Genomic DNA, 23394 nt, shown 5'->3' on the forward strand with positions numbered 1-23394 from the left:
TTGTTTCGAGGTTGATTTCTCCGCATAAACCGCTGGCCTCGGTCGTTATGTGTGCGGAAAAGTGCGCAGCACGACGACGTTCGAGAGGTTTGGGGAGACCAAGTAATGCAAATCCTGTTGAGCCTTGCCGGAATGGTGCTGATCCTTTTGATCGCCCTCCTGCTTTCCTCCAACCGCAAGGCGATCCGCCCACGCGTGGTGTTGTCGGCTTTCGCATTGCAGGCGGGGTTGGCCGCGCTGGTGCTCTATGTTCCTTGGGGCAACCGGGTTTTGCAAGGCGCGGCAACGGGCGTTTCGAACCTGCTCGGCTATGCCAATGAAGGCACCAAATTCCTCTTTGGCGGTCTTGCCACCGATCCCCTGGGCCAGAATTTTGCCATTCAGGCGCTGCCCGTTATCATCTTCTTCGCTGCCTTCATTTCGATCCTCTATTATCTCGGTATCATGCAATATGTGATCCGCTGGATCGGCGGCGGATTGCAGAAGGTCACGGGGATTTCAAAGGTCGAGAGCCTGTGCGCAGCCTCGAACATCTTTGTCGGTCAGTCGGAATCTCCGCTGGTGATCCGCCCCTATCTGGCAACGCTCAACCCGGCGCAGCTATTTTGCGTGATGACGGTCGGCATGGCCGGGGTCGCGGGGACGATCCTCGCCGCCTATGCCTCAATGGGCATCCGCATCGACTATCTGATCGCAGCCGCCTTCATGTCGGCCCCCGGCGGTATCTTGATGGCAAAGCTCATCATGCCCGACGATCCGAACGAACCCGCGGTGGACGATCCCAATATCGCGCTCGACATGCACGATGATGAAAAGCCTGCAAACCTGATCATGGCCGCTTCGCAAGGCGCGCAGACCGGTGTGAAACTGGCCGTGGCCGTCGGCGCGATGGTGCTGGCCTTTGTTGCGCTCGTTGCATTGGCCAATGGCGTTTTGGGCGGGATCGGCAATCTGGTCGGGCTCAAAGGACTGAGCTTCCAGGGCATATTGGGCCAGGTCTTCGCGCCGGTCATGTACCTGCTCGGCGTTCCCTGGAGCGAGGCAGTTACAGCAGGCGGGCTGTTCGGCACCAAGATTGTCCTCAACGAATTTGTAGCCTTCATTGATTTGGGCGCAATGAAGACCCTGTCGGCACCGACGGTCGCCATCGTCACCTTTGCTTTGTGCGGTTTCGCCAATTTCAGTTCGATCGCGATCCAGATGGCGGTCACCGGCGGCCTTGCGCCCAACCAGCGGCCAATGATTGCGAAACTGGGCTTGAAGGCGCTGGCAGCAGGCTCGCTGTCGAACCTGATGAGCGCGGCATTGGCAGGGCTGTTCCTGTCGCTCGGGTGAGGATCACTCCTCGCCCGCAAGCCCTTTCAGTTCATAAAGCAGATCGAGAGCCTGCCTTGGGGTGAGCGCGTCGATGTCTAAGCCGGAAAGCTTGTCACGCACGGCATCGACCTTGGCCTCTGCGGCATCGAGTGCAGCGCCGAACAAGGGCATGTCGCCCAAACCTGCGGCGAGCCCGCCGGTTTCGGCGCGACCCTTTTCGAGTTTTTCCAGTACCTGCGCCGCGCGCGCCAATACCGCCGGTGGCAGGCCTGCGAGCTTGGCGACGGCGATACCGTAACTCCGATCTGCGGGGCCGTCCGACACTTCGTGGAGCAGCACGAGGTCGCCATTATACTCCTTGGCGCGGACGTGATGCAGCGAGAGCGCATCGAGCGTATCCGCCAGCCGCGTCAATTCATGATAATGGGTGGCGAACAGGCAGCGGCAGCGGTTGCTTTCATGGATGCCTTCGACCACCGCCCATGCGATTGCGAGGCCGTCATAGGTTGAAGTGCCGCGGCCAACCTCGTCGAGGATCACGAAGCTGCGTTCGGTCGCCTGTGCAAGGATGGCTGCGGTCTCGACCATTTCGACCATGAAGGTCGAACGCCCGCGCGCTAAGTTATCCGAAGCGCCAACACGGCTGAACAGCCTGTCGACCAGCCCAAGCCGCGCTGAACTCGCCGGAACATAGCTTCCGGCCTGGGCCAGAATGACGATGAGCGCATTCTGCCGCAGAAAGGTGGATTTACCGCCCATATTGGGGCCGCTCACCAGCCAGAGTCGTTTCTCGGGTGCCAGATCGCAGTCGTTGGCGATGAAGCGCTCACCCAGCCGCGCCAGCGCGCTTTCGACAACGGGATGGCGCCCGCCTTCGATGTGCAGCTCGTTTCCGGAAACAAATTCGGGTAGGCACCATCGCCCCTCTGCCGCGCGTTCGGCCAGTGCCGCCGCGACGTCTATCCGCGCAAGCGCATCGGCGCTCGCGGCAATCGCGTCGCGCCGCGTCAGGACATGCCCGATCAATTCTTCGAGATGCGCAGCCTCAGCTGCCAATGCATGGCCAGACGCCTGCGTTATCCGCAGCGCCTCTTCGTGCAGTTCGGGCGAATTGAAACGCACCGCACCTGCCATTGTCTGGCGATGGGTGAAGCCGCTTCCCGCTGCCATCAACGGGTCGGCATTTTTGGCGGGCACTTCGACGAAATAGCCAAGCACGCCATTGTGCCGGATCTTGAGAGCCGCAATTCCTGTCGAGGCGCGGTAACGCGCTTCCATTGCGGCGACTGCCGCCCGCCCGTCGCGCCCGGCCATGCGCAATGCATCGAGCGCGGCGTCATAGCCCTCGGCGATATAGCCGCCCTGGCTTGCTTCGGTGGGCGGCGTTGCAATCAATGCGCGTGTAAACAGGTCGACCATCGCGCCATGCCCGTCGAGTGCGGGGAGCAAGCTTTCGAGCAATGCAGGTCGCTCGGCCATCGCGCCCAGCCGCTCGCGCAGGATGCGTGCGCCATCGAGACCATCGCGTATTTGCCCCAAATCGCGGGGACTTCCGCGCCCTGCGACCACACGACCCAAAGCACGGGCAATATCGGGCAATTGGCGCAACGCCGCGCGCGTGCTGTCGCGCAGCAGCGGTGCGTCGTGGAACCATTGCACCAGCGCCAACCGTGCTTCGATAGCGCCCTTGTCCATCAACGGGGCCGAAAGGTCCGCCGCCAATTGCCGCGCGCCTGCGCCGGTAATCGTCCGGTCTACTTCGGCGAGCAACGAGCCCGTCCGCCCGCCACCATTGGCGGAGCGGGTGATCTCCAGGCTGTCTCTCGTCGCTTGGTCGATCAGCAAAAATTGCTGCACCTCGCGGCGAACCGGCACTTTGAGGAAGGGCATCTTGCCCTGCCCGACATGCTCCAGATAGGCGAGCAATCCGCCTGCCGCGGCGAGTTCGGCGCGGCTCAACACATCGAAATCGGTGCCGCCGAAATGCAGGGCGAGTGCGGTCTTGCCTGCCATGCTGTCGAAATCATCGCGCGGCCGGTCAATCGCACCATAGGGTGCCGCCGCAAATCCGCCGGGCGCCACCACTTCGCTTGGCCCCAAGCGGGCCAATTCTGCTTCGAGCGCGGACGCGGAAACACAGCTGACTTCAAAATAGCCGGTCGAGATGTCTGCGGCTGCGAGGCCAATTTCTCCGCCAGCCTCTGCAAGCGCCACAAGGATGTTTGACGACCAGCTTTCGAGTAGGCTGTCTTCGGTAAGCGTGCCTGCTGTCACAAAACGGATGATGTCGCGTGCGACCAGAGCCTTGGAGCCGCCCCGCGCCTTCGCTTCTTCCGGGGTTTCGGTCTGTTCGGCAATGGCAACGCGATGCCCTGCCTTTATCAGCCGCGCCAGATAGCCTTCGGCTGCATGCACCGGCACGCCGCACATGGGGATGGGTTGGCCGCCATGTTCACCCCGCGAGGTCAACGCAATGTCGAGCGTTTGCGACGCAGCCTTGGCGTCATCGAAGAAGAGCTCGAAAAAATCGCCCATCCGGTAAAAGAGCAGGCAATCCCCGGCCTTCGCCTTCAGCTTCAGATATTGCGCCATCATCGGCGTCGGCGTTTCAAGGCCGGGCAGCGCAACATTCTTGGCGGGGCGTGAGTCCATTGCAGCCTGATAACCGCTTGCCAAGGCAAGGCAACAGCGGGGCAGCGATGTTTTGTGGAATACCCATACGCGGGGTTTCGAGCATGCGGACTTGCGCGCGTGCCATGCTTGCCGCTAGGGCAAGCCTGAGTACGTAAAACAAGGCAAATCAGACTATGAGCGACAGCGACGTCCCTTTTACCGCCCGTGAGGCATTGCAATTCCATGCACAGGGACGTCCCGGCAAGATAGAGATCATTGCCTCGAAGCCGATGGCGACGCAGCGTGACCTGAGCCTCGCTTATTCGCCGGGCGTTGCCGTTCCGGTTCAGGCGATCGCTGACGATCCGGCAACCGCTTATGATTATACTGCAAAAGGCAATCTGGTCGCGGTGATTTCCAACGGCACAGCCATCCTGGGAATGGGCAATCTGGGCGCACTGGCATCGAAACCGGTTATGGAGGGCAAGGCCGTGCTCTTCAAACGCTTCGCCGACGTCGACTCGATCGATATCGAAGTGAAGACCGAGGATGTCGATCGCTTCATCGATTGCGTCGAACTGCTCGAGCCTAGCTTTGGCGGTATCAACCTTGAAGACATCAAGGCGCCCGAATGCTTCATCATCGAGCAAACGCTGCGCGAGCGGATGAACATTCCGGTCTTTCATGATGACCAGCATGGCACGGCGATCATTTCCGCCGCCGGACTGATCAACGCGTGCCTGCTGACAGGCCGCAAGATTCAGGATGTGAAAGTCGTCTGCAACGGCGCTGGTGCGGCGGCGATCGCCTGCACCGAACTGATCAAGGCCATGGGCGTTCGCCACGACAATGTGATCATGTGCGATTCCAAGGGCGTGATCTACCAAGGTCGCACCGAAGGCATGGATCAGTGGAAATCGGCGCATGCCGTGCCCACCCAGTGCCGCACGCTTGCCGAAGCCATGAAAGGTGCCGACGTGTTCCTTGGTCTTTCGGTCGCAGGGGCAGTATCGAAGGACATGGTGAAATCGATGGCGGATCAGCCGATCATCTTTGCCATGGCTAACCCCGATCCCGAAATCATCCCGCCCGATGCGTTGGAGGCACGGCCCGACGCAATTGTTGCAACCGGACGGTCGGATTATCCCAACCAGGTCAACAACGTCCTCGGCTTTCCCTTCATCTTCCGCGGTGCGCTCGATGTGCGTGCGACCACGATCAACGAAGAGATGAAGATTGCTGCCGCCAATGCGATTGCCGAATTGGCGCGTGAGACGGTGCATGAGGATGTTGCTGCGGCCTATGGCGGCGCCACGCAAAGCTTTGGCCGCGACTATATCATTCCCGCACCGTTCGATCCGCGCCTGATCGAGGTAGTTTCTTCGGCAGTGGCCAAGGCGGCGATGGACAGCGGCGTCGCGCAAAAACCGATTGCCGACATGGATGCCTATCGGGCTTCGCTGCGCGCGCGCCAGAACCCGACCACCTCGGTCATGGCGCAGGTTTATACCGCCGCACGCAATGCGCCCAAACGCGTGATTTTTGCCGAGGCCGAGGAAGATGTCGTGCTGCGTGCGGCCGTCCAGTTCCGTCAGGATGGCTATGGCACCCCCGTGCTCGTTGGCCGCGACGCGACCGTGCTGGAGAAATTGCAGGCCATGGGTGTCGCCGACCCCGAGAGCTATGAGATTCACAACAGCGTATCGAGCCCGCTGGTCCCCGCGATGGTTGACCGTCTCTATGCGCGCTTGCAGCGCCGTGGCTATCTGCGCCGTGATATCCAGCGCATGGTGAACCGCGATCGCAACATCTTCGGCGCGCTGATGCTCGCCTTGGATCAGGGGGATGCGATGATCACCGGTATCACCCGCACCTTTGCGCAAACGATGCGCGAACTGCGCCGCGTGCTCGATTCGAAAAAGGGCGAGATTCCCTTTGGTATCCACGTTCTTGTGGGCAAGACGCACACCGTTTTCATGGCGGACACAACGGTGAACGAACGGCCAAGTGCTGAAGAACTTGCCTATATCGCCGAACAGACCGCACAGGTTGCACGCCGCATGGGTCATGTGCCGCGCGTTGCCTTCCTGTCCTACTCCACATTCGGCAATCCGGCGGGTAACTGGCTGGGCAATATCCGTGAGGCGGTTTCGATCCTCGATCAGCGCAAGGTTGCGTTCGAATATGAAGGCGAAATGGCACCCGACGTCGCGCTCAATCCCGCGCTGATGAAAAACTATCCCTTCTGCCGCCTCTCAGGCCCCGCTAACGTTCTGGTGATGCCGGGATTACAGTCGGCCAACCTTTCGGCCAAGCTGCTCCGCGAACTGGGCGGCGATCAGGTGATCGGGCCGATGCTGGTGGGCATGGAGAAGCCGGTGCAGATTGCAACCATGTCGTCAAACGCGTCGGAAATCGTTGCGCTCGCGGTGCTGGCCTCGGCCGGCGTCGCGCAGTAAATCGTCTTAGGGGCGGCCGCCAGAGCTGCCCTGACCAGCGCCAGCGCCCGGTGCACCCACGGCACCGATATTGCCGAACAGCTCTTCGAAGAAGCTGGTTTCGCGGCCAAGCGTCGGCGTCTTGTCGCCTTCGGGGCTCAGCTGCACAACATTTTCGAGACCACGCTGGTTGACCGCAACGACGTTACCCGCATTGTCGAACTGGATGTGCAGGATGGTTTGCGCGGTCGGGCGCGGATTGCGGAATGCCAACTGCTTTGTATCGCGGGCGAAATAATACCAGTCATTGGGGCTGAACTGGCCGACAAAGGTCGGGCGGCCGAGTGTGCCCTGCACCGAATCCTTGTTGTCGACGCCGGCCTGGACCGATGAGATCAGCACGCTGTCACCGATATAGCCCTGATGCGCGCGAAACTGGGTGCATCCCTGCGCCAGCATGGCGGTACCAACCAGTGCGGTAATTTTCAGTGCGGTCGCAATTCGGGTCTTCGGCATGTTTTGGCCTTTTAAGTCTTTAAGCGGCATTGCCATTGCATCCTTGGGCAGCAATGGCAATATCCATCACGAAATGAACAGCGGATGAGCGTTTGATCGCCGCCGCCAAAATCGGAGCATATTGATCGTCGTGTCGTTGTTACGTCGCCTGTTTGGAACGCCCCAGCCTGACCCGCGTGAGGCATTGCGCCCGCTCTACGAACAGGTTGTCGCCCACGCCCGCCAACCGCATTGGTATCTGGAAGGCGGCGTTCCCGATAGCGTCAATGGCCGGTTCGAAATGGTTTCGGCAGCGCTGTCGCTGGTGCTGATCCGGTTGGAGAAGGAACCAGAACACGCCCAAGCCATGGCTTTCCTGACCGAGATTTTCGTTGACGATATGGACGCGCAGCTGCGCGAAATCGGCGTTGGCGACATGATTGTCGGCAAACGTATTGGCAAGCTGTTGGGGGCCTTTGGCGGCCGGCTTGGAGCGTTTCGGGAGGCACTGGCCGACGGCGCAGCGCCAAATCTCTTGCGCGACGCACTCACCCGAAATCTATACGGTGATGTTGTGCCGACCGAAGCCCAACTCGCCCATGTCGCGGAAGGATTGCGCAAGGCGTCAGCGGCGCTCGCCGGGTGTGATGCCGCGGAAATCGTTGCAGGACACACCAGATGGTAAGCCCGCCTGCAACCCCCGAGTTCAGCCGCGCCATCCCGTTGTCGGAAATTGGAGCAGCAACCAAGCCCCGCCATATCGCTGCCGATGAAAAGGAACGCGCGGCGCTCGCAAGGCGCTTTGGTTTGATTTCGCTCGATCTGCTTGAGGCAGATGTCTCGCTTCAACCGGATGGCGCAGGCTATCTTGCAGAAGGAACATTGCGCGGCACGGCGCAGCTGGCTTGCGTCGCGAGCGGGGAGCCTGTGCCCGCCTCAATCGAAGATAGCTTTCGAATCCGCTTCGTTGCCGAGACCGGATATGACGCCGAAGCCGAAGTCGAAGTCGAACTCGATGCCGATGATTGCGACACATTGTTCCATGATGGCCGTGCCATCGACCTCGGCGAAGCCGTCGCGGAAAGTTTCGCGCTTGCGCTCGATCCATTCCCGCGCAGCCCCAATGCCGATGCCGCGCTCAAAGCGGCTGGTGTGAAAGACGAGAGCGAGGCAGGGCCCTTTGGGGCACTGGCCGCGCTCAAGGAAAAGCTTGAAAAGAAATAGGGACCGCATTGTTCGACGCCCGCCTGCGTAAGCTGATCGATCTACCGTTGAACCGGATCGCTTCACTGGTGGTGCGCAGCGGGGTTGGGGCGAATGCAATAACGCTTGCCGGGGCGGCGTTGGTGATCCCGCTCTTTTATGCATTGCTCGCGCAGAACTGGCTGCTGGCCTTGGCGCTGCTGCTCGCCAATCGGGTGCTCGATGGACTCGATGGCGCAGTCGCAAGGCTTCGCGGGCCGACTGCCTGGGGCGGCTATCTCGACAGCCTGTGCGATTATCTCTTCTACATCGCCGTGCCCTTGGGCTTTGCTTTTGCCGCACCCGCCAATGAGCTTTCGGCGCTGATCCTCACTGCCAGCTTCATCCTCACCGCCGTCAGCTTCCTGGCACTTGCGGCGATCATGGCCGGGCGCGATCTCGGCCATGGGGTCAAGGCCTTCACTTATTCTTCCGGGCTGATGGAGGGTGGTGAAACAATCGCCTTTTTCGTGGCGATGTGCCTGTTTCCCGCACTGTTTCCGCAATTGGCGCTGTTGTTCGCGGCGTTATGCGGTGTGACGGTGCTGCAAAGGCTTTGGCAGGCGCGGCGGCTGTTAGGCTAAGCCAAGGAAGGGTGCGGCGACCTCCATCGGCACCCGCATCAGCCGCCCAGTTGCACGATCGAGCATGGCCCATGTCGTATTTGCGCTGACAATCACCTTGCCCGAGTCGTTCACAAACTCGACCCGCCGATCAAAGGTCGCGCCGCGTGGTGGCTTTTCGATCCATGTACGCCCCGTCACGGTCTCACCCAGCGCCACATTGCCGCGATAATCGATTTCGTGCCGGGTCACGACCCAGATAAAGGCATCGACATGTTCGCGCGCGGCGGTGGCCGACCAATGCGCGGTCGCCATATCCTGAATCCAGCGCACCCAGACGGCATTGTTCACATGGCCCAGTTCGTCAATGTCTTCGGGACTGGCCGTGAAATCGCGGGTAAAGGGCTGGCTCACTTTGCGTCAGCCAACCCCAATTGCCACACCAGGAACGCCGCTTCCTCGGCATTTTCGCGCAGCCGGTCAAACCGGCCCGATTTGCCACCATGTCCTGCGCCCATATTGGTCTTGAGCAGCAACACATTGTCGTCGGTCTTCATCGCACGCAGCTTGGCGACCATCTTGGCGGGTTCCCAATAGGTCACGCGAGGGTCGTTGAGGCCGGCGGTCCACAGCATCGGCGGATAGGCCTTTGCCTCGACATTATCGTAGGGCGAATAGCTGCGGATATAGTCGAACGCCGCCTTGTCGGTGATCGGATTGCCCCATTCGGGCCATTCGCCGGGGGTCAGTGGCAAAGTCTCGTCGAGCATGGTGTTGAGCACATCGACAAAGGCGACATGGCTGACGACCGCACCGAAAATTTCGGGAGCCTGGTTGAGCACTGCGCCCATCAACTCGCCACCCGCTGAGCCGCCGCTCGCGGTCAGCTTGCCTTTCGAGGTGTAACCCATCTCGATCAGCGCCTTTCCGGCATCGACAAAGTCGTTGAAGGTGTTGGTGCGCTTGGTCAGCTTGCCATCGAGATACCATTGGTATCCGAGATCATCCCCGCCGCGGATATGTGCGATTGCATAGGCAAAGCCGCGGTCGACATAGCTCAGCCGGTTGGCCGAGAAGCCCGGCGGCATCGCATAGCCATAGGCACCGTAGGCATAGAGATGCAGCGGCTGGCTGCCATCTTTCTTGAAGCCTTTCTTGTAAAGGATCGACACCGGAACCTTGGTGCCGTCGCGTGCGGTGATCATCACCCGCTCGGTCTGGTACTGGCTGGCATCATAGCCTGACGGGATTTCCTGCACCTTCAGCGTCTCGAATGCGCCGGTGGCAACAGTATAGTCGAACACCGTGTCGGGCGTGACCATCGATTCATAATCGAGGCGCAATTTGCTCACGTCATATTCGGGGTTGTCGCCCAGCCCGGCGGTGTAGCTTGCCTCGGCAAATTTGATCGGCTCGGCCTTAGTCGGGCTGTTGTAGCGACGCACTTCAACCTGGTCGAGCCCGTCGATCCGGCCTTCGGTGACGAAGAAATCCTTGAACAGCGAAACCCCGGTCAAATAATGCCGGTCCGATCCCGCTATTAGCGTGGTCCATTCACCCGGAGCCTTAAGGCTCGCGGTGGCGACGCGGAAATTCACATGGTCGTCATTGGTCAGGATGTAGAGCGTGCCGTCGCGGACATCGACGCTATATTCGCGGCCAACCTTGCGTGGCGCGACAAGGATCGGCTCGGCAGCAGGATTGTCTGCAGGCACCAGCCGCACTTCGCTGGTCACATTGTCGCCGGTGGCGATGATGATCCAGTCTTCCTGCGCAGTCAGCCCGACGCCCACGCCAAAGCCGATATCATCCTCCTTGTAGAGCAGCTTAGCCTTTTTCGGATCATCGCCAAGGCGGTGATAATAAGCGTTGTCGGTGCGCCAATTTTCGTTGGCGAGGCCATAGACAAGGCCCTTGCTGTCCTTGGTCCAGACTATGCTCGAAAGCGTGCCGGGGATGATGTCCTTCAACTCCTCGCCGGTTTCGAGGTTGCGGATATGGAGGTCAAATCGTTCCGAACCATTATCGTCATAGGCATAAGCGAGCAGCTTGCCATCGGGGCTGATCTCGGCAGCGCCAAGCCGGAAATAATCCTTGCCCTCGGCGAGCTTGTTTTCATCGAGGATCAGCTGGTCCGCACCGCCCTTTACCGGCTTGCGGTAATGCTTGCGATATTGCGCGCCCTCGTCGAATTTCGACCAATAGATATAATCGCCATCCTTTTGCGGGACTGATGAATCGTCTTCCTTGATCCGCCCCTTCATCTCCTGAAAGATCGTCTCAACCAGCTTTTCCTGCGGTTTCATTTGCGCTTCGAAATAGGCGTTTTCGGCCTCGAGATGCGCGAGGATCTCCTTATTCTCGATCTTCGGATAGCCTTGGTCGCGCAGCCAGTGATATTCATCGGTAATCGTCACGCCGTGCACGGTATATCTGTGCGGGCGCTTTTCGGCGATCGGGGGCTGGATGGCGGTTTCGGTCTTGGCGGTCATGCTGTCTTTCTTTGTATCGTCTGCCAGCGCTGGTGCGGCGCTGATGCAAAGGGCGATCGAGGTTCCAAGTTTCAGGAGCAGTTTCATAAGGGCGATGTCCTCACTATATGGGGAGGATAATTAGATTCAGGAAGCAGCCATGTCCACCTATGAAGCCCGCCTCGCAGCCTTGCGCGAACAGTTGAAGTCCGATCGGCTCGACGGTTTCGTCATTCCGATCTGCGACGAGCATATGAGCGAGTATATCGGCGAGTATGCGCAGCGGCTTGCCTGGCTCACCGGTTTCGGCGGATCGGCGGGGACAGCGGCGGTGCTTTCAGAGGAAGCCGCGATTTTCGTCGACGGGCGCTATACCATCCAGGTGCGCGAGCAGGTCGATGGCAAATTGTGGCAGTACCAGCAGGTTCCGCAAACCAGTGTTGCTGACTGGCTGAAATCCAATGCCAAGCAGGGCGCGCGGATCGGTTATGATCCATGGGTGCATACCAAGGGCTGGGCAGATGCAGCCGCGAAGGCGCTCGCTTCGGTCGGCGCGGAGCTCGTTGCGGTCGGCGAAAACCCGATCGACAAGGTTTGGGCCGGTCGCCCCGATCCTTCCAATGCCAAGCTGATCGTGCTGGGCGATGAATATACCGGCAAAGGCAGTGCCGAAAAGCGCGCCGCAATCGCCGAATGGTTGATCGAGCGTAAGCTGGATGGCGCTATCCTCTCCGCGCTCGATAGCGTCGCCTGGGCGTTCAATATTCGCGGTAGCGACGTATCGCGCACTCCGGTCGCGTTGTCCTTTGCCGTCATCAACGATGATGGCACCGCCGATTTCTATGTCGAGCCTGACAAGGTGACCGACGAGGTTCGCCAGCATCTGGGCAATGCCGTGCGCCTGCACCCGCGCACCGCCTTCGCCCCGGCGCTGGAAGCGATGCAGGGCAAGCGTATCGCGGTTGATCCCGAACGGGCAGTTGCGGCGATTTTCGAAAAACTCGCTTCGGGCGGAGCCGAAATCGTCCAGTTGCGCGATCCGACCGTCATCCCGCGCGCGCAGAAAAATCCGGTCGAACAGGCTGGCCACCGCGCCGCGCAAGCACGCGATGGCGCTGCGCTCACCCGCTTCCTCCACTGGCTGAGCATCGAGGCTCCCAAAGGCGGTGAGACCGAATTGAGTGCCGCGGCCAAGCTGCAAAGCTTCCGCGAGGCGACTGGTAAGCTGCGCGACTTGAGCTTCGACACCATCTCAGCCGCCGGTCCCAATGCCGCGCTGCCGCATTACAGGGTCGATGAACAATCGAACCGACGGATCGAACCGGGCAGCATCTATCTGGTCGACAGCGGCGGGCAGTATCTCGATGGCACCACCGACGTCACCCGCACCGTTTGGGTTGGCCCCGGTGAGCCCACTGCCGAGATGAAGGATCGCTACACTCGCGTGCTCAAGGGCCATATCGCGCTCGCCCGCGCGGTCTTCCCTGAAGGCACTGCAGGCAGTCAGCTCGACGCACTCGCACGGCAATATCTGTGGCAGGCTGGCGTCGATTATGCGCATGGCACCGGCCACGGCGTCGGCGCTTTCCTCTCGGTCCATGAAGGGCCACAGCGTATCGCCAAATCGGCAGGTGGGCAGGCAGGGACAGGCGAAGTCCTCCTCCCCGGCATGTTCCTCTCCAACGAGCCCGGCTATTACAAGACCGGCGCCTATGGCATCCGCATCGAAAATCTGGTGCTGGTCGAGGAACGACAGATCGAGGGTGCAGAGGGCACCTATTATGGCTTCGAAAACCTCACCTGGGCACCGATCGATAAGGCATTGGTCGATACCGACTTGCTGACCCGCGACGAGCTGCGCTGGTGGGATGAATACCACGCCCGCGTGCTGGAAATTGTCGGCCCGCAATTGGAGGGTGAGGCCAAGGCTTGGCTCGAGGAGGCGTGTGTGCCGCTGGGGCGGGGTTGATTCCCCCCAAGATTGACAAACCGCCCCCACAAACTAGCCTCCCCCCAACAGGAGAGGCCCCTATGCAGATAACCCCATCCGGCCAGGCATGCGGCGCGACCGTTTCCGGCGTTGACCTGCGCCAGCCCTTGTCCGGCGATCTGGTCGGTGCGATCCGCGCGGCGTGGCTCGAACATCATGTGCTTGCCTTTCCCGATCAGGATTTGACCGACGACGATCTGGAGCGCTTCACGCTGCATTTTGGTAGCTTTGGCGATGATCCCTTCATCGCGCCGGTGCCGGGGCGCAAGCATGTGATCGCGGTCGAGCGGCTCGCCGACGAAACCTCGCCGCTCTTTGCGGAGAATTGGCACAGCGATTGGAGCTTTCAGGCGCGCCCACCGGCGGGCACCTGCCTTTATGGGATAAAAATCCCGCCGGTTGGGGGTGACACTTTGTTTGCCAACCAGCATGCGGCGCTCGATGCGATGCCCTATGCGTTGCGTAAGCGGGTCGAGGGGCGGATGGCGATCCATTCGGCCAAGCGCGCTTACGCTCCCGATGGCTTTTATGGTGAGGGCGATAAGGCCAAGCGTTCGATGGATATTCGCCCGTCAAAGGATGCCGAGGCGACGCAGCTCCACCCCTATATCCGCGCGCATCCCGAAACCGGTCGGCTGGGGCTGTTCAGTTGCTTTGGCTATATCATCGGCTTTGAAGGCATGGATGATGAAGAGGCGCTGCCGCTGCTGATCGAACTCTATCAATATCAGGGGCAGGAGGCGTTCCAATATCGTCACAAATGGCAGCCGGGGATGCTGCTGATGTGGGATAACCGATCGGTGTTGCACGCCGCGACGGGTGGTTATGATGGCCACCACCGCCTGCTGCACCGGACGACCATAGCGGCGGCGTAAACCGCAATTCCTTCGCTTCAATACTCCTACCCAAAGCCCTGACACGCGTTATACCGGTTGCAAAGAACAACCCAATTGAGGAGCGCCTGATGCCCGAAACGCAGAACCAGACCCTGTCCGAATACACGCCAGCAAAGGTGTGGGAGTGGAACACCGAAAGCGGCGGGCGCTTTGCCAATATCAACCGGCCCATTGCCGGGGCAACGCATGACAAGGAACTGCCGGTCGGAAAGCACCCGTTGCAGCTTTATTCGCTAGGCACGCCCAATGGGGTGAAGGTGACGGTGCTGCTAGAGGAGTTGCTCGCGCTTGGCCATAGCGGCGCCGAATATGATGCCTGGCTGATCAATATCGGCAGCGGTGACCAGTTCGGTTCGGGCTTTGTCGATGCCAACCCCAATTCCAAGATACCGGCACTGGTCGATCGTTCGGGCCCCGCGCCGCAGCGTGTGTTCGAATCAGGTGCGATCCTGCTTTACCTCGCCGAGAAATTCGGCGCCTTCCTGCCCACCGATCCTGCGAAGCGTACCGAAGCGATCAGCTGGCTGTTCTGGCAGATGGGCAGCGCGCCCTATCTGGGCGGCGGTTTCGGCCATTTCTACGCCTATGCGCCGTTCAAGATCGAATATTGCATCGATCGCTTTGCGATGGAGGTGAAGCGGCAAATGGACGTGCTCGACCGTAATCTAGCGGAGCGCGAATTTATGGCGGGCGACGAATATTCGATCGCCGATATCGCAATCTGGCCCTGGTATGGCGCGCTCGCCATGGGGCTGGTCTATGAAGCGGGCGAGTTTCTGGATGTCGCCAGCTACAAGAATGTCCAGCGCTGGACGAAGCAGATTGCCGCGCGCCCTGCGGCACAACGTGGGCGGATGGTCAACCGCGTGATGGGCGATCCCGCCACCTGCCTGCCCGAGCGCCACGATGCGAGCGACTTCGAAACGCGCACCATCGAAAAGCTGACCGCTGCCGGGGAGTGGCCTCCCAAGAAGGATTGACCTTCCGTCAAATGTTCGCATAATGTTCCTATCTGTGTGGAGGAGATGATTCGATGATCGGTTATGTGACTTTGGGCACCAACGACCTGGCCCGTGCCGCCAAATTTTATGACGCCATTGCGGCAGAGCTCGATACGCCGCGAATGATGGAGTTTGACGGCTTCATTGCCTGGGGCAAGCCTGGCGGTGCGGCGGGTATCGGCCTGACCAAGCCTTTTGACGGCAATCCTGCGACGGTTGGCAATGGCGTCATGGTGGCGCTTGAAGCCAAGGACAAGGAACAGGTCGATCGGCTTTACGAAATCGCACTCGCCAATGGCGGCACCTGCGAAGGCCCGCCGGGACCGCGCGGCGATGGCGGTTTCTACGCCGGCTATTTCCGCGATCCCGATGGTAACAAGCTGAACGCTTTTATCATGTGATGCGGCAGGCCTTGGCCTGCGCGTCACAATCAAATCGGGCCAAGGCTGGTAAAATGCGGCGCTCTCGCCTAAGGGCGGGCCATGCATTTCCTAGATCAGGCGAAAATCTATGTCCGCTCCGGTGCCGGTGGCCCCGGGGCTGTCAGCTTTCGCCGCGAAAAATACATCGAATATGGCGGCCCTGATGGCGGCAATGGCGGAAAGGGTGGCGACATCATTTTCGAAGCCGTTGCTGGCCTCAACACGCTGATCGATTTCCGCTATACCCAGCATTTCAAGGCACCGCGCGGGACGCCGGGCGCCGGGCGTGATCGTTATGGCGCGGGCGGTGAAGACCTTGTGATCAAAGTGCCGGTCGGCACGCAAATCCTTGCCGATGATGATGAACGCACGCTTCTGGCCGACCTGACACAAGTGGGGCAGCGTATCACCTTCCTCAAAGGCGGGATGGGTGGTCGCGGCAATGCGAGCTACAAAACCAGTACCAACCGCGCACCGCGCCAGCACCAACCGGGTGAGGATGGCGAGGAAATGTGGGTCTGGCTCCGGCTCAAATTGCTCGCCGACGCCGGGCTCGTTGGCCTTCCCAATGCCGGAAAATCGACCTTCATCAATCAGGTGACCAACACCAAGGCGAAAGTCGGGGCCTACGCCTTCACCACCACGCGCCCGCAACTCGGCGTGGTCAGCCACAAGGGGCGCGAATTCGTCCTTGCCGACATTCCGGGTCTGATCGCAGGTGCCGCCGAAGGCGCGGGAATTGGCGATCGCTTCCTCGGCCATATCGAACGCTGTCGTATCCTGATCCACTTGATCGACGCGACTGGCGATGATCCGGTAGAGGCATGGCACACTGTGTGTGATGAACTTGCCGCTTATGGTGCAGGGCTCGATGAAAAACCCCAGATCGTTGCTCTCAACAAGGGCGATCTCCTCGACGAGGAGTTGATGGCCGATATTGCCCAGCAGCTTGAGGCAGCAGGCGCTAAAGAGGTTATCCCGATATCGGGCGCAACCGGTGAAGGTGTCGACAGGGTTCTCGATCGGGTGATTGCGGAACTGCCCGAAAAAAGCAGCGTCGAAACGTCGCGCGGGGATGATGAGGAAGGCGGATGGTCGCCCATTTGAACCCAGGCACCTGCCCCTTGCTCGTCGTCAAGGTTGGCTCTTCGCTGCTCGTCGAAAAGGACGGCGCGGTGCGCCGTGATTGGTTGCAGACGTTGGTTGCGGATGTCGCCGAGCGGCACAAGGCCGGGCAAAAGATCGTGGTGGTCAGCTCGGGTGCCATTGCATTGGGTGCACGGCGTTTGGGCTTCGAAAAGGGTGGTCGGGCGAGCCTCGCGGATGCACAGGCCTCGGCCTCGGTCGGACAGATCCTGCTTTCAGGCATATGGGCGGAGCTTTTGGCCGAACAGGGGCTGACGGCAGCGCAGATGCTGGTGACGCTCGACGATCTTGAAGACCGCCGCCGCTATCTGAACATCACCGCAACGCTCGATCGCCTGCTCGGCGCAGGGGCCGTACCGGTGATCAACGAGAATGACAGCGTTGCTACCGAGGAAATCCGCTTTGGCGATAATGACCGGCTGGCGGCACGCGTTGGCCAAGCCGCTGGTGCCAACGGTGTGGTGCTACTGTCGGATGTCGATGGCTTGTACGATCGCGATCCGCGCGATCCCGAGGCGCAGTTGGTTCCTGAGGTCGCCAAGGTTGACGGCCGCATCCGTATCATGGTGAGCGGAGATTCCTCGTCGGGCATGGGTTCGGGCGGCATGGCTTCAAAACTCGACGCGGCAGACATCGCGACGCGCGCGGGCATCGGGCTCGCGATCGCATCGGGCTTGCGCGCCAATCCGCTGGCTGCGTTGGATAATGGCGCGTCTTATACTTGGTTCGCACCGCGCGAAGGCGGCAGCGCGCGCAAAGGCTGGATCGGTGGCCGCTTGTCGGTCAAGGGCCGGATAACGGTCGATAATGGCGCGGCCAAGGCCCTGCGCGGTGGGGCAAGCTTGCTCCCGGCGGGCGCCACTGCCGTGCAAGGCGAATTCCGGCGCGGCGATGTCATCGATATTGTCTCCATCGATGGAGAGACGCTGGCGCGAGGGCTTTCCGAATATGATGCCGGCGATGCTACTTTGATCTGTGGCAAGCGCTCCGGCGAGCTTGAAGGCATATTGGGTGCCGTCCCGCGCCAGGTGCTGGTCCATCGCGACCAGATGGTGCTGCTCTGATGGCAACGGGGGGCGTCGTTGCCCTGACCGGAGCGACCGGATTTGTGGGCGGTGCCACGCTCGCCAAGTTGCAAGAGGCGGGTTGGCAGGTGCGCGCCCTCACCCGCCGCAGCCAACAAAGCCAATCAGATGTCGAATGGGTCGAAGGCGCGCTCGACAGGCCGGACAGTCTCGTTGAACTTTGCACCGGTGCCGATTGCGTGCTGCACATCGCCGGTGTCGTAAATGCACCCGATCCGGCAGGATTCGAGGCCGGTAATGTGACGGGAACCGCGAACCTGTTGGCTGCCGCCGAAAATGCCGGGATCAAACGCTTCGTGCATGTTTCGTCGCTTTCCGCGCGTGAACCACAACTCTCGGCCTATGGCGCGAGCAAGGCACGTGCGGAGGAGTTGGTGACCGCAAGTCCATTCGACTGGACGATAATGCGCCCGCCTGGCGTTTATGGCCCAGGTGACACTGAAGTGCTCGAAATGTTCAAGATGGCAGCGATGGGATTCTGTCTGCTGCCTCCGGAGGGGCGCAGTTCGTGGATCCATGTCGACGATCTTGCACGGTTGCTTGTTTCGCTGTTGCCGCAGCGTGACGATGTCGCCTCACGACTTTTGGAAGCGGATGATGGCCGAGCAGAAGGGTGGGAGCATCGCCATTTCGCAAGGGCCATCGGATCAGCGTTGGATCGCAGTATCGCAACGATTTCTGCGCCGCGCCCGCTGCTATTTGCCGCAGCTTGGGGCGACCGGTTGGTACGTGGTGCCAACGCCAAGCTGACCCCTGACAGGGCAAGCTATATGAGCCATCCTGATTGGGTCATCGATCGCACAAAAGTTCCGCCTGCTTCGCTTTGGAAACCAAAGATCGACACTGTGGAAGGCCTCAAAACAACCGCGCTCTGGTATAAGGCGCAAGGTTGGTTATAGGCGTTGGCCATAAATCGCCCTTTTGCCGCCTTATTCGGCTGGCAATGGCGCGACAGATAATAGTTAGGGAAGACAGATGACCGACCGCAGCGAAATGTTAGACAAGCTCAAAGGCCTGATTGAGCCGTTCAACAAGAAGGGCGTCGAGCTGAGCGATACAACCACCTTTGCCGGCGATCTCGAATGGGACAGCCTGACCGTCATGGATTTTGTCGCCGAGGTGGAGGACACATTCGACATTGTCATCACCATGAACATGCAGGCCGAGATCGAGAATGTCGGCCAGCTGGTCGATGCGGTGATCAAGCTGACGGACTGATATGACCGACCTTTTTTCCAAATTCGATCCGCTCATCGAACAGCGCGCGGCGCTGCTTTCGACCGGGGTCACCGATCCGTTCAGCCTGGTGATGGAAAAGGTGCTCTCGCCGACCGTCGCGATCTGCAACGGGCGCGAGACGATCCTGCTCGGCACCTATAATTATATGGGCATGACATTCGACGAGGATGTCATCGCGGCCGGCAAGCAGGCGTATGACGATTTCGGCGCAGGCACGACCGGCAGCCGAGTTCTCAACGGCACCTTTGATCCGCACAAGGATGTCGAAGCGGCGCTGCGCGAATTTTACGACATGGACCATGCAATGGTCTTTTCAACCGGCTACCAGGCCAATCTCGGCATCATTTCGACAATTGCAGGCAAGGGCGACTATATCATCCTCGATATCGACAGTCATGCCTCGATCTATGATGGCTGCAAGATGGGCGATGCCGAAATCGTTCCCTTCCGCCACAATGATATCGAAGCGCTCGAAAAGCGCCTGAAGCGCCTGCCTGCCGAAGCAGGCAAGCTGGTGGTGCTGGAGGGCGTCTATTCGATGATGGGCGATGTTGCGCCGCTCAAGGAAATGGTTCGCATTTCCAAGGAAAATGGCGCGATGGTGCTGGTCGACGAGGCGCATTCGATGGGCTTTATCGGGCAGCATGGCCGCGGCGTCGCCGAGGAGCAGGGCTGCATCGATGATGTCGATTTCATCATCGGCACCTTTTCAAAAAGCGTAGGCACGGTTGGCGGCTTCTGCGTTTCGAACCATCCGAAGTTCGAAATCCTGCGCCTTGTATGCCGTCCTTATGTCTTCACCGCCGCCCTGCCGCCGAGCGTGATGGCATCGAGCGCAGCATCGGTGCGCAAGCTGATGCATGGCAGCAACAAGCGCGCGCATCTCTGGGAAAATTCCAAGACGCTGCACAAGGGACTGCGTGACCTGGGTTTCCAGCTCGGTACGGACGAGCCCCAATCGGCGATCATCGCAGTTATCATGCCCGATCTCGAACGCGGCGCGATGATGTGGGAGGCGCTGCTCAAGGAAGGGCTTTACGTCAACCTTGCCCGCCCCCCTGCAACGCCGGCTGGCATGACGTTGCTGCGTTGTTCGCTTTGCGCCGAGCATACAAGCGATCAGGTTCAGGACATTCTCGGCCGCTTTGAACGCGCCGGTAAAGCTGTCAGCATCATCTAAATCCTGTTGATGGCGACGCGCTACACTCTGACCTTATCCTGCCCTGATGCGCCGGGGTTGGTCGCGGCTGTTTCCGGCTTCCTTGCCAACCATGGCTGCAATATCCTGGAATCGCAGCAATTCAACGATCGCGAGAACACACAATTTTTCATGCGGGTTGTGTTTGAGGCACTGCCCGGCGCGCCTGATGCCGAAGGGCTGAAAGCGGGCTTTGCACCGCTGGCTGAACGTCTGGCAATGCGGTGGCAGATTCGGGATGCCGATACACCGCGCAAGGTGTTGCTGATGGTCTCGAAATTCGACCATTGCCTCGAAGACCTGCTTTATCGTGTGCGCGTGGGCGAGTTGAAAATGGATGTGGTCGCCATCGCCTCCAACCATCCGCGCGATCCTTCCAAGCCCTCATTGGCGGGCGATATTCCCTGGCATCATTTCCCGATTTCGCCCGAAACCAAGCCTGCGCAGGAAGCTGCCATAAAGGCATTGATTGCCGAATCCGGAGCCGAACTGGTTGTTCTCGCGCGCTATATGCAGATACTGTCGGATGATTTTGCTGCCTTCCTTTCAGGCCGTTGCATCAACATCCATCACAGCTTCCTCCCCGGCTTCAAAGGCGCAAAACCCTATCATCAGGCGCATGCGCGCGGGGTGAAGATGATCGGCGCGACGGCCCATTATGTGACCGCCGACCTCGACGAAGGCCCGATCATTGCTCAAGATGTCGAGGCCGTCAGCCATGCTGACACGGCGGAAGATCTGGTGGCAAAAGGCCGCGATATCGAAAGCCGTGTCTTGGCCTCGGCGGTTCGTGATCATCTGGAAGACCGGGTGCTGCTCAATGGCAGTCGAACAGTGGTGTTCCGCAGTTAACGCACCGCGCCCTTGGCGAGCAATTTGGGAACCAGCACCAGCGCCGCGAGCAGTGGCCATTTGCGCTGCCATGGCTTGATCTCGATCTGGGTGCCAGCGTGGCGGTTGATTTTCCACGCGAGGTAATCGATCCCGCCGGAATAGGTGAAGGCGGCCTTGGCCAGACGCGCGACTGACAGCAGCTTTCCTTCTAAGCGGCGCCGTGACCAATTCCCACTGATCGCGTTCGACGGAATAGCCGCTATCGCGGGGCCGCTAAATCGTTCGTAACGCGAAGGATCGGCATCGACCACCGAGTTCGATCGGCTTTTGCGCTCGGCGCGCAACTCGACCGAATAAGTAAGGGCGAAAGCGCGCCGCCACCAGTCGAGCGGCGCTTCGCCGTCAACCGCCCCGGCTGCGGCCAGTAGTGTTGGCGCCGCTCGCGATACGGACGCGACCGCTGTTTCCTGCGCAACATCATCGGCGTGCCAGACCAAGCGGGCGGGCTGGGCAAATCGCGCCCAAACCGAGACATTGCGTGTTTCCTGCCCATTCAGGCGATGGAAGTCCGCCTCGCTGAGAACTGCATATTTGGCCATCAGCCCGTCATGTTCAAAAGGAAAGACGTTGGGCGGGATCAGGCGATTGGCGCGGGCCAGCCAGCCTTCGCCATAGGCGGTTTCATAGTCCGAAACGATCAGGTAGAAATCGAGCATCAGCCCATCAAGCTGGCTTTCGCGCAGGCAGCTTCCGTAGAACAGGATCGCCCGTGCAGCGCCGGGATATTTGGCCGCCAGCGCCGCAGCCATGGCGCGCACAAGCGGGTCGACCGGCTGCGCCAGCTCTTCGGCAACAAGTTCAGCAATCTGGGACATACGATGCGCCTAGCGGCTTTTCCGGCGAAAGGCGATTGCCCTCAGGCGGCGAGCTTGAGGAAAGGCACTGGCGGGGTTGAGCGGAGAACGATTGGCCGGTCGCTGTCGGCTTCGAACACCTCACCGTCGAGGATCACATTGCTGCGACCGCCATCAATGCGGATGATATCGCCATTGCTGATGTGGATCCCCTCCATCCGCCGCTTTCCAAGCCGCCCTGCAAGCGATGCAACGATCATCCGCACCAGCACCCATGGGCGATGGTCGACCGCCATCAGCTTCAGATGGCCGCTGCCTTCGGTCCGCACCCGGCCGCCCAGCAAAAGCTTTTCCAGCGTGGTGACGATCAGCACCGAGAAGCGGCCCTTGAGTTCGCCATCACGGATCAAAGAAATGCGGATAGCCTCCGAACGCCGCGGCAGGAAATCTGCCTTCAGCCCGAACAGCACAGAGAATATGGCGGCAAATGCGGCAATAACATGGCTGATCCCGTTCGGCAGGCCGAGCGGATAGATCTTGTTCCGGCAATAGAGAATCGTCTCTGCCAGATAGGCACCGCCTAGGAACATGCCTATCACCGGGCGGGCATTTTCATTGCCTTCCGATAGAGCAATCAACTCGCGCGCGACGACATGGCCGGATAAATCGCCCTTCGCCAGTTCCAATATTTCGGCCAACGCCTGCAGAGGATCGCCGCTTGCACCGAGATCAAGGGCAATCAGGTTCGTCTTGCCATTGGGCAGCACCGCCACCGGCGGCGGCGTACCCTTGAAATGTCCGCCATGGTAAAGCTCGGTCAACGCCGCCTGCACCGTGCCATCGCCGCCATTGACGACAAGGACTTTGGGTTTGACGCGCGCGATCATTTCGAGGGCGCGGGCAATCTGGCCAACCTCTTCGACTTCATAATGGAAGATGTCGGGGTTCTTCGCGCAATAGCTCCGCACTTGCGGCAACAGGCTCTTGTTGCCGGTCGAGTGCGGATTGGAAAGAAGCGCGACTAGTGCCAAATTGCCCCCGATTTCCTTACATATACTTCATGTTGATGGTGACGGTGGTGACACCGGAACCAACGTAAAAGCTGACCTTTCCGACCGATGGCTTGCCCAGGTTGAGCACGCTGATCGAAGGGTTATTCGAGAAACCGCCACCATCCGACGAAATGTCGGTGCTGCCGTTGCCATTCTTGTCATGGCGGACGGCGACCGCATAATTGCCGGCGGTGCCGACAGGCAGGCAAAAGCTCATCGTGCCAGCGCGGGCACCCGATTCGATGCGCTGCAGCCAGCGGCCCTTGGCGAGCCATGCGGCTTTGGTTGCAGGATAGGTCTGCACCCGCAGCTTGCCGGTTGAGCTTTTGATACCCTGCACAACTACTTTCACTGCAGGCCCTTCACCGGCGCTGCAGCGGCTCATATCATTAGAAATTACGCTTCCGGCCGAAGCCGTACCCGTCATGGCGAGCGCGGCGGCGGCTGCGATGCCGGCAATGAAACGTGCCATTGCTGTTACAACTCCGTACCATTTGCGCTGGTCGAATTGCGACCAACGATATTGCTCCTGATCTTG

At 60.1% G+C, this 23394-nt stretch carries 22 protein-coding genes; 15 read left to right on the top strand and 7 right to left on the bottom strand.

The window, feature by feature from the left end; genetic code table 11:
* Nucleotides 1-105: 105 nt before the first annotated feature.
* A complete protein-coding gene (locus ACFSAG_RS07635) occupies nt 106-1335 on the top strand; it encodes a NupC/NupG family nucleoside CNT transporter (RefSeq protein ID WP_374612099.1) in 1230 nt (409 codons plus the stop codon).
* A gap of 3 nt (nt 1336-1338) precedes the next feature.
* Here the strand turns inward: ACFSAG_RS07635 and mutS are convergent, their stop codons facing one another.
* On the bottom strand, nt 1339-3969 hold the full coding sequence (mutS, locus tag ACFSAG_RS07640) for a DNA mismatch repair protein MutS (RefSeq protein ID WP_381513124.1): 2631 nt from the start codon (nt 3967-3969) through the stop codon (nt 1339-1341).
* 155 nt (nt 3970-4124) lie between these two features.
* Between mutS and ACFSAG_RS07645 the strand changes: the two genes are divergently transcribed.
* Nucleotides 4125-6389, top strand: coding sequence for an NADP-dependent malic enzyme (locus tag ACFSAG_RS07645; protein ID WP_374612100.1), 2265 nt, complete (start codon nt 4125-4127; stop codon nt 6387-6389).
* Between the two features lie 6 nt (nt 6390-6395).
* Here the strand turns inward: ACFSAG_RS07645 and ACFSAG_RS07650 are convergent, their stop codons facing one another.
* Entirely contained in the window at nt 6396-6884 is a 489-nt protein-coding gene (locus ACFSAG_RS07650; RefSeq protein WP_381513128.1) for an outer membrane protein assembly factor BamE, read from the bottom strand.
* Between the two features lie 130 nt (nt 6885-7014).
* Between ACFSAG_RS07650 and ACFSAG_RS07655 the strand changes: the two genes are divergently transcribed.
* The 3 genes from ACFSAG_RS07655 to ACFSAG_RS07665 are packed head-to-tail and all read left to right on the top strand — an operon-like array spanning nt 7015 to nt 8689.
* Nucleotides 7015-7548, top strand: coding sequence for a ubiquinol-cytochrome C chaperone family protein (locus ACFSAG_RS07655; protein WP_381513130.1), 534 nt, complete (start codon nt 7015-7017; stop codon nt 7546-7548).
* Nucleotides 7542-8087 carry a YceD family protein gene (locus ACFSAG_RS07660; RefSeq protein ID WP_381513133.1) on the top strand — a complete coding sequence of 182 codons (546 nt, stop codon included), beginning with the start codon at nt 7542-7544 and terminating at the stop codon, nt 8085-8087. Before ACFSAG_RS07655 ends, ACFSAG_RS07660 begins: the two co-directional genes overlap by 7 nt.
* An 8-nt stretch (nt 8088-8095) precedes the next feature.
* On the top strand, nt 8096-8689 hold the full coding sequence (locus ACFSAG_RS07665; protein ID WP_381513136.1) for a CDP-alcohol phosphatidyltransferase family protein: 594 nt from the start codon (nt 8096-8098) through the stop codon (nt 8687-8689).
* On the opposite strand, the gene ACFSAG_RS07670 is transcribed toward ACFSAG_RS07665, so the two are convergent.
* Nucleotides 8681-9082, bottom strand: a complete 402-nt coding sequence (locus ACFSAG_RS07670; RefSeq protein WP_374612105.1) for an acyl-CoA thioesterase — start codon at nt 9080-9082, stop codon at nt 8681-8683. The genes ACFSAG_RS07665 and ACFSAG_RS07670 overlap by 9 nt on opposite strands.
* Complete coding sequence (locus ACFSAG_RS07675) at nt 9079-11160, bottom strand: S9 family peptidase (RefSeq protein WP_381513329.1); 2082 nt, start codon at nt 11158-11160, stop codon at nt 9079-9081. The genes ACFSAG_RS07670 and ACFSAG_RS07675 overlap by 4 nt, the downstream gene beginning before the upstream one ends.
* Before the next feature lie 139 nt (nt 11161-11299).
* Between ACFSAG_RS07675 and ACFSAG_RS07680 the strand changes: the two genes are divergently transcribed.
* From ACFSAG_RS07680 to purU, 10 genes are all read left to right on the top strand, one after another.
* On the top strand, nt 11300-13108 hold the full coding sequence (locus tag ACFSAG_RS07680) for an aminopeptidase P family protein (RefSeq protein WP_381513138.1): 1809 nt from the start codon (nt 11300-11302) through the stop codon (nt 13106-13108).
* 62 nt (nt 13109-13170) lie between these two features.
* The gene (locus ACFSAG_RS07685; RefSeq protein ID WP_381513140.1) at nt 13171-14004 is read left to right on the top strand and encodes a TauD/TfdA dioxygenase family protein; all 834 of its coding nucleotides are present in this window, start codon (nt 13171-13173) and stop codon (nt 14002-14004) included.
* 89 nt (nt 14005-14093) lie between these two features.
* Nucleotides 14094-15005 (top strand): glutathione-dependent disulfide-bond oxidoreductase, encoded by a 912-nt coding sequence (gene yghU / locus ACFSAG_RS07690; protein ID WP_381513142.1) that lies wholly within the window; start codon nt 14094-14096, stop codon nt 15003-15005.
* A 53-nt stretch (nt 15006-15058) separates the two neighbouring features.
* A complete protein-coding gene (locus ACFSAG_RS07695) occupies nt 15059-15427 on the top strand; it encodes a VOC family protein (protein ID WP_374612109.1) in 369 nt (122 codons plus the stop codon).
* Nucleotides 15428-15508: 81 nt separating this feature from the next.
* Complete coding sequence (gene obgE, locus ACFSAG_RS07700; protein ID WP_381513145.1) at nt 15509-16555, top strand: GTPase ObgE; 1047 nt, start codon at nt 15509-15511, stop codon at nt 16553-16555.
* Nucleotides 16540-17658: a glutamate 5-kinase gene (gene proB / locus ACFSAG_RS07705; protein ID WP_381513148.1), complete on the top strand. Its 1119-nt coding sequence runs from the start codon at nt 16540-16542 to the stop codon at nt 17656-17658. Before obgE ends, proB begins: the two co-directional genes overlap by 16 nt.
* Entirely contained in the window at nt 17658-18578 is a 921-nt protein-coding gene (locus tag ACFSAG_RS07710) for an NAD-dependent epimerase/dehydratase family protein (protein ID WP_381513151.1), read from the top strand. The genes proB and ACFSAG_RS07710 overlap by 1 nt, the downstream gene beginning before the upstream one ends.
* A gap of 76 nt (nt 18579-18654) precedes the next feature.
* On the top strand, nt 18655-18897 hold the full coding sequence (locus tag ACFSAG_RS07715) for an acyl carrier protein (RefSeq protein ID WP_374612113.1): 243 nt from the start codon (nt 18655-18657) through the stop codon (nt 18895-18897).
* A gap of 1 nt (nt 18898) precedes the next feature.
* Nucleotides 18899-20098, top strand: a complete 1200-nt coding sequence (gene spt, locus ACFSAG_RS07720) for a serine palmitoyltransferase (protein WP_381513156.1) — start codon at nt 18899-18901, stop codon at nt 20096-20098.
* Between the two features lie 9 nt (nt 20099-20107).
* Nucleotides 20108-20968 (top strand): formyltetrahydrofolate deformylase, encoded by an 861-nt coding sequence (gene purU, locus ACFSAG_RS07725; protein ID WP_374612115.1) that lies wholly within the window; start codon nt 20108-20110, stop codon nt 20966-20968.
* Here the strand turns inward: purU and ACFSAG_RS07730 are convergent.
* Genes ACFSAG_RS07730 through ACFSAG_RS07740 form a run of 3 tightly spaced genes read right to left on the bottom strand, consistent with a single transcriptional unit; the run spans nt 20965 to nt 23328 of the window.
* Complete coding sequence (locus ACFSAG_RS07730; protein WP_381513161.1) at nt 20965-21825, bottom strand: hypothetical protein; 861 nt, start codon at nt 21823-21825, stop codon at nt 20965-20967. The two genes, purU and ACFSAG_RS07730, sit on opposite strands and share 4 nt — an antisense overlap.
* 41 nt (nt 21826-21866) lie before the next feature.
* Nucleotides 21867-22835, bottom strand: a complete 969-nt coding sequence (locus tag ACFSAG_RS07735; RefSeq protein WP_374612117.1) for a diacylglycerol/lipid kinase family protein — start codon at nt 22833-22835, stop codon at nt 21867-21869.
* A gap of 16 nt (nt 22836-22851) precedes the next feature.
* On the bottom strand, nt 22852-23328 hold the full coding sequence (locus tag ACFSAG_RS07740) for a DUF2141 domain-containing protein (RefSeq protein ID WP_381513163.1): 477 nt from the start codon (nt 23326-23328) through the stop codon (nt 22852-22854).
* Nucleotides 23329-23394 lie beyond the last annotated feature (66 nt).

The organism is Sphingorhabdus buctiana, from assembly GCF_042680825.1.
GTDB classification, from domain to species: domain Bacteria; phylum Pseudomonadota; class Alphaproteobacteria; order Sphingomonadales; family Sphingomonadaceae; genus Sphingorhabdus_B; species Sphingorhabdus_B buctiana.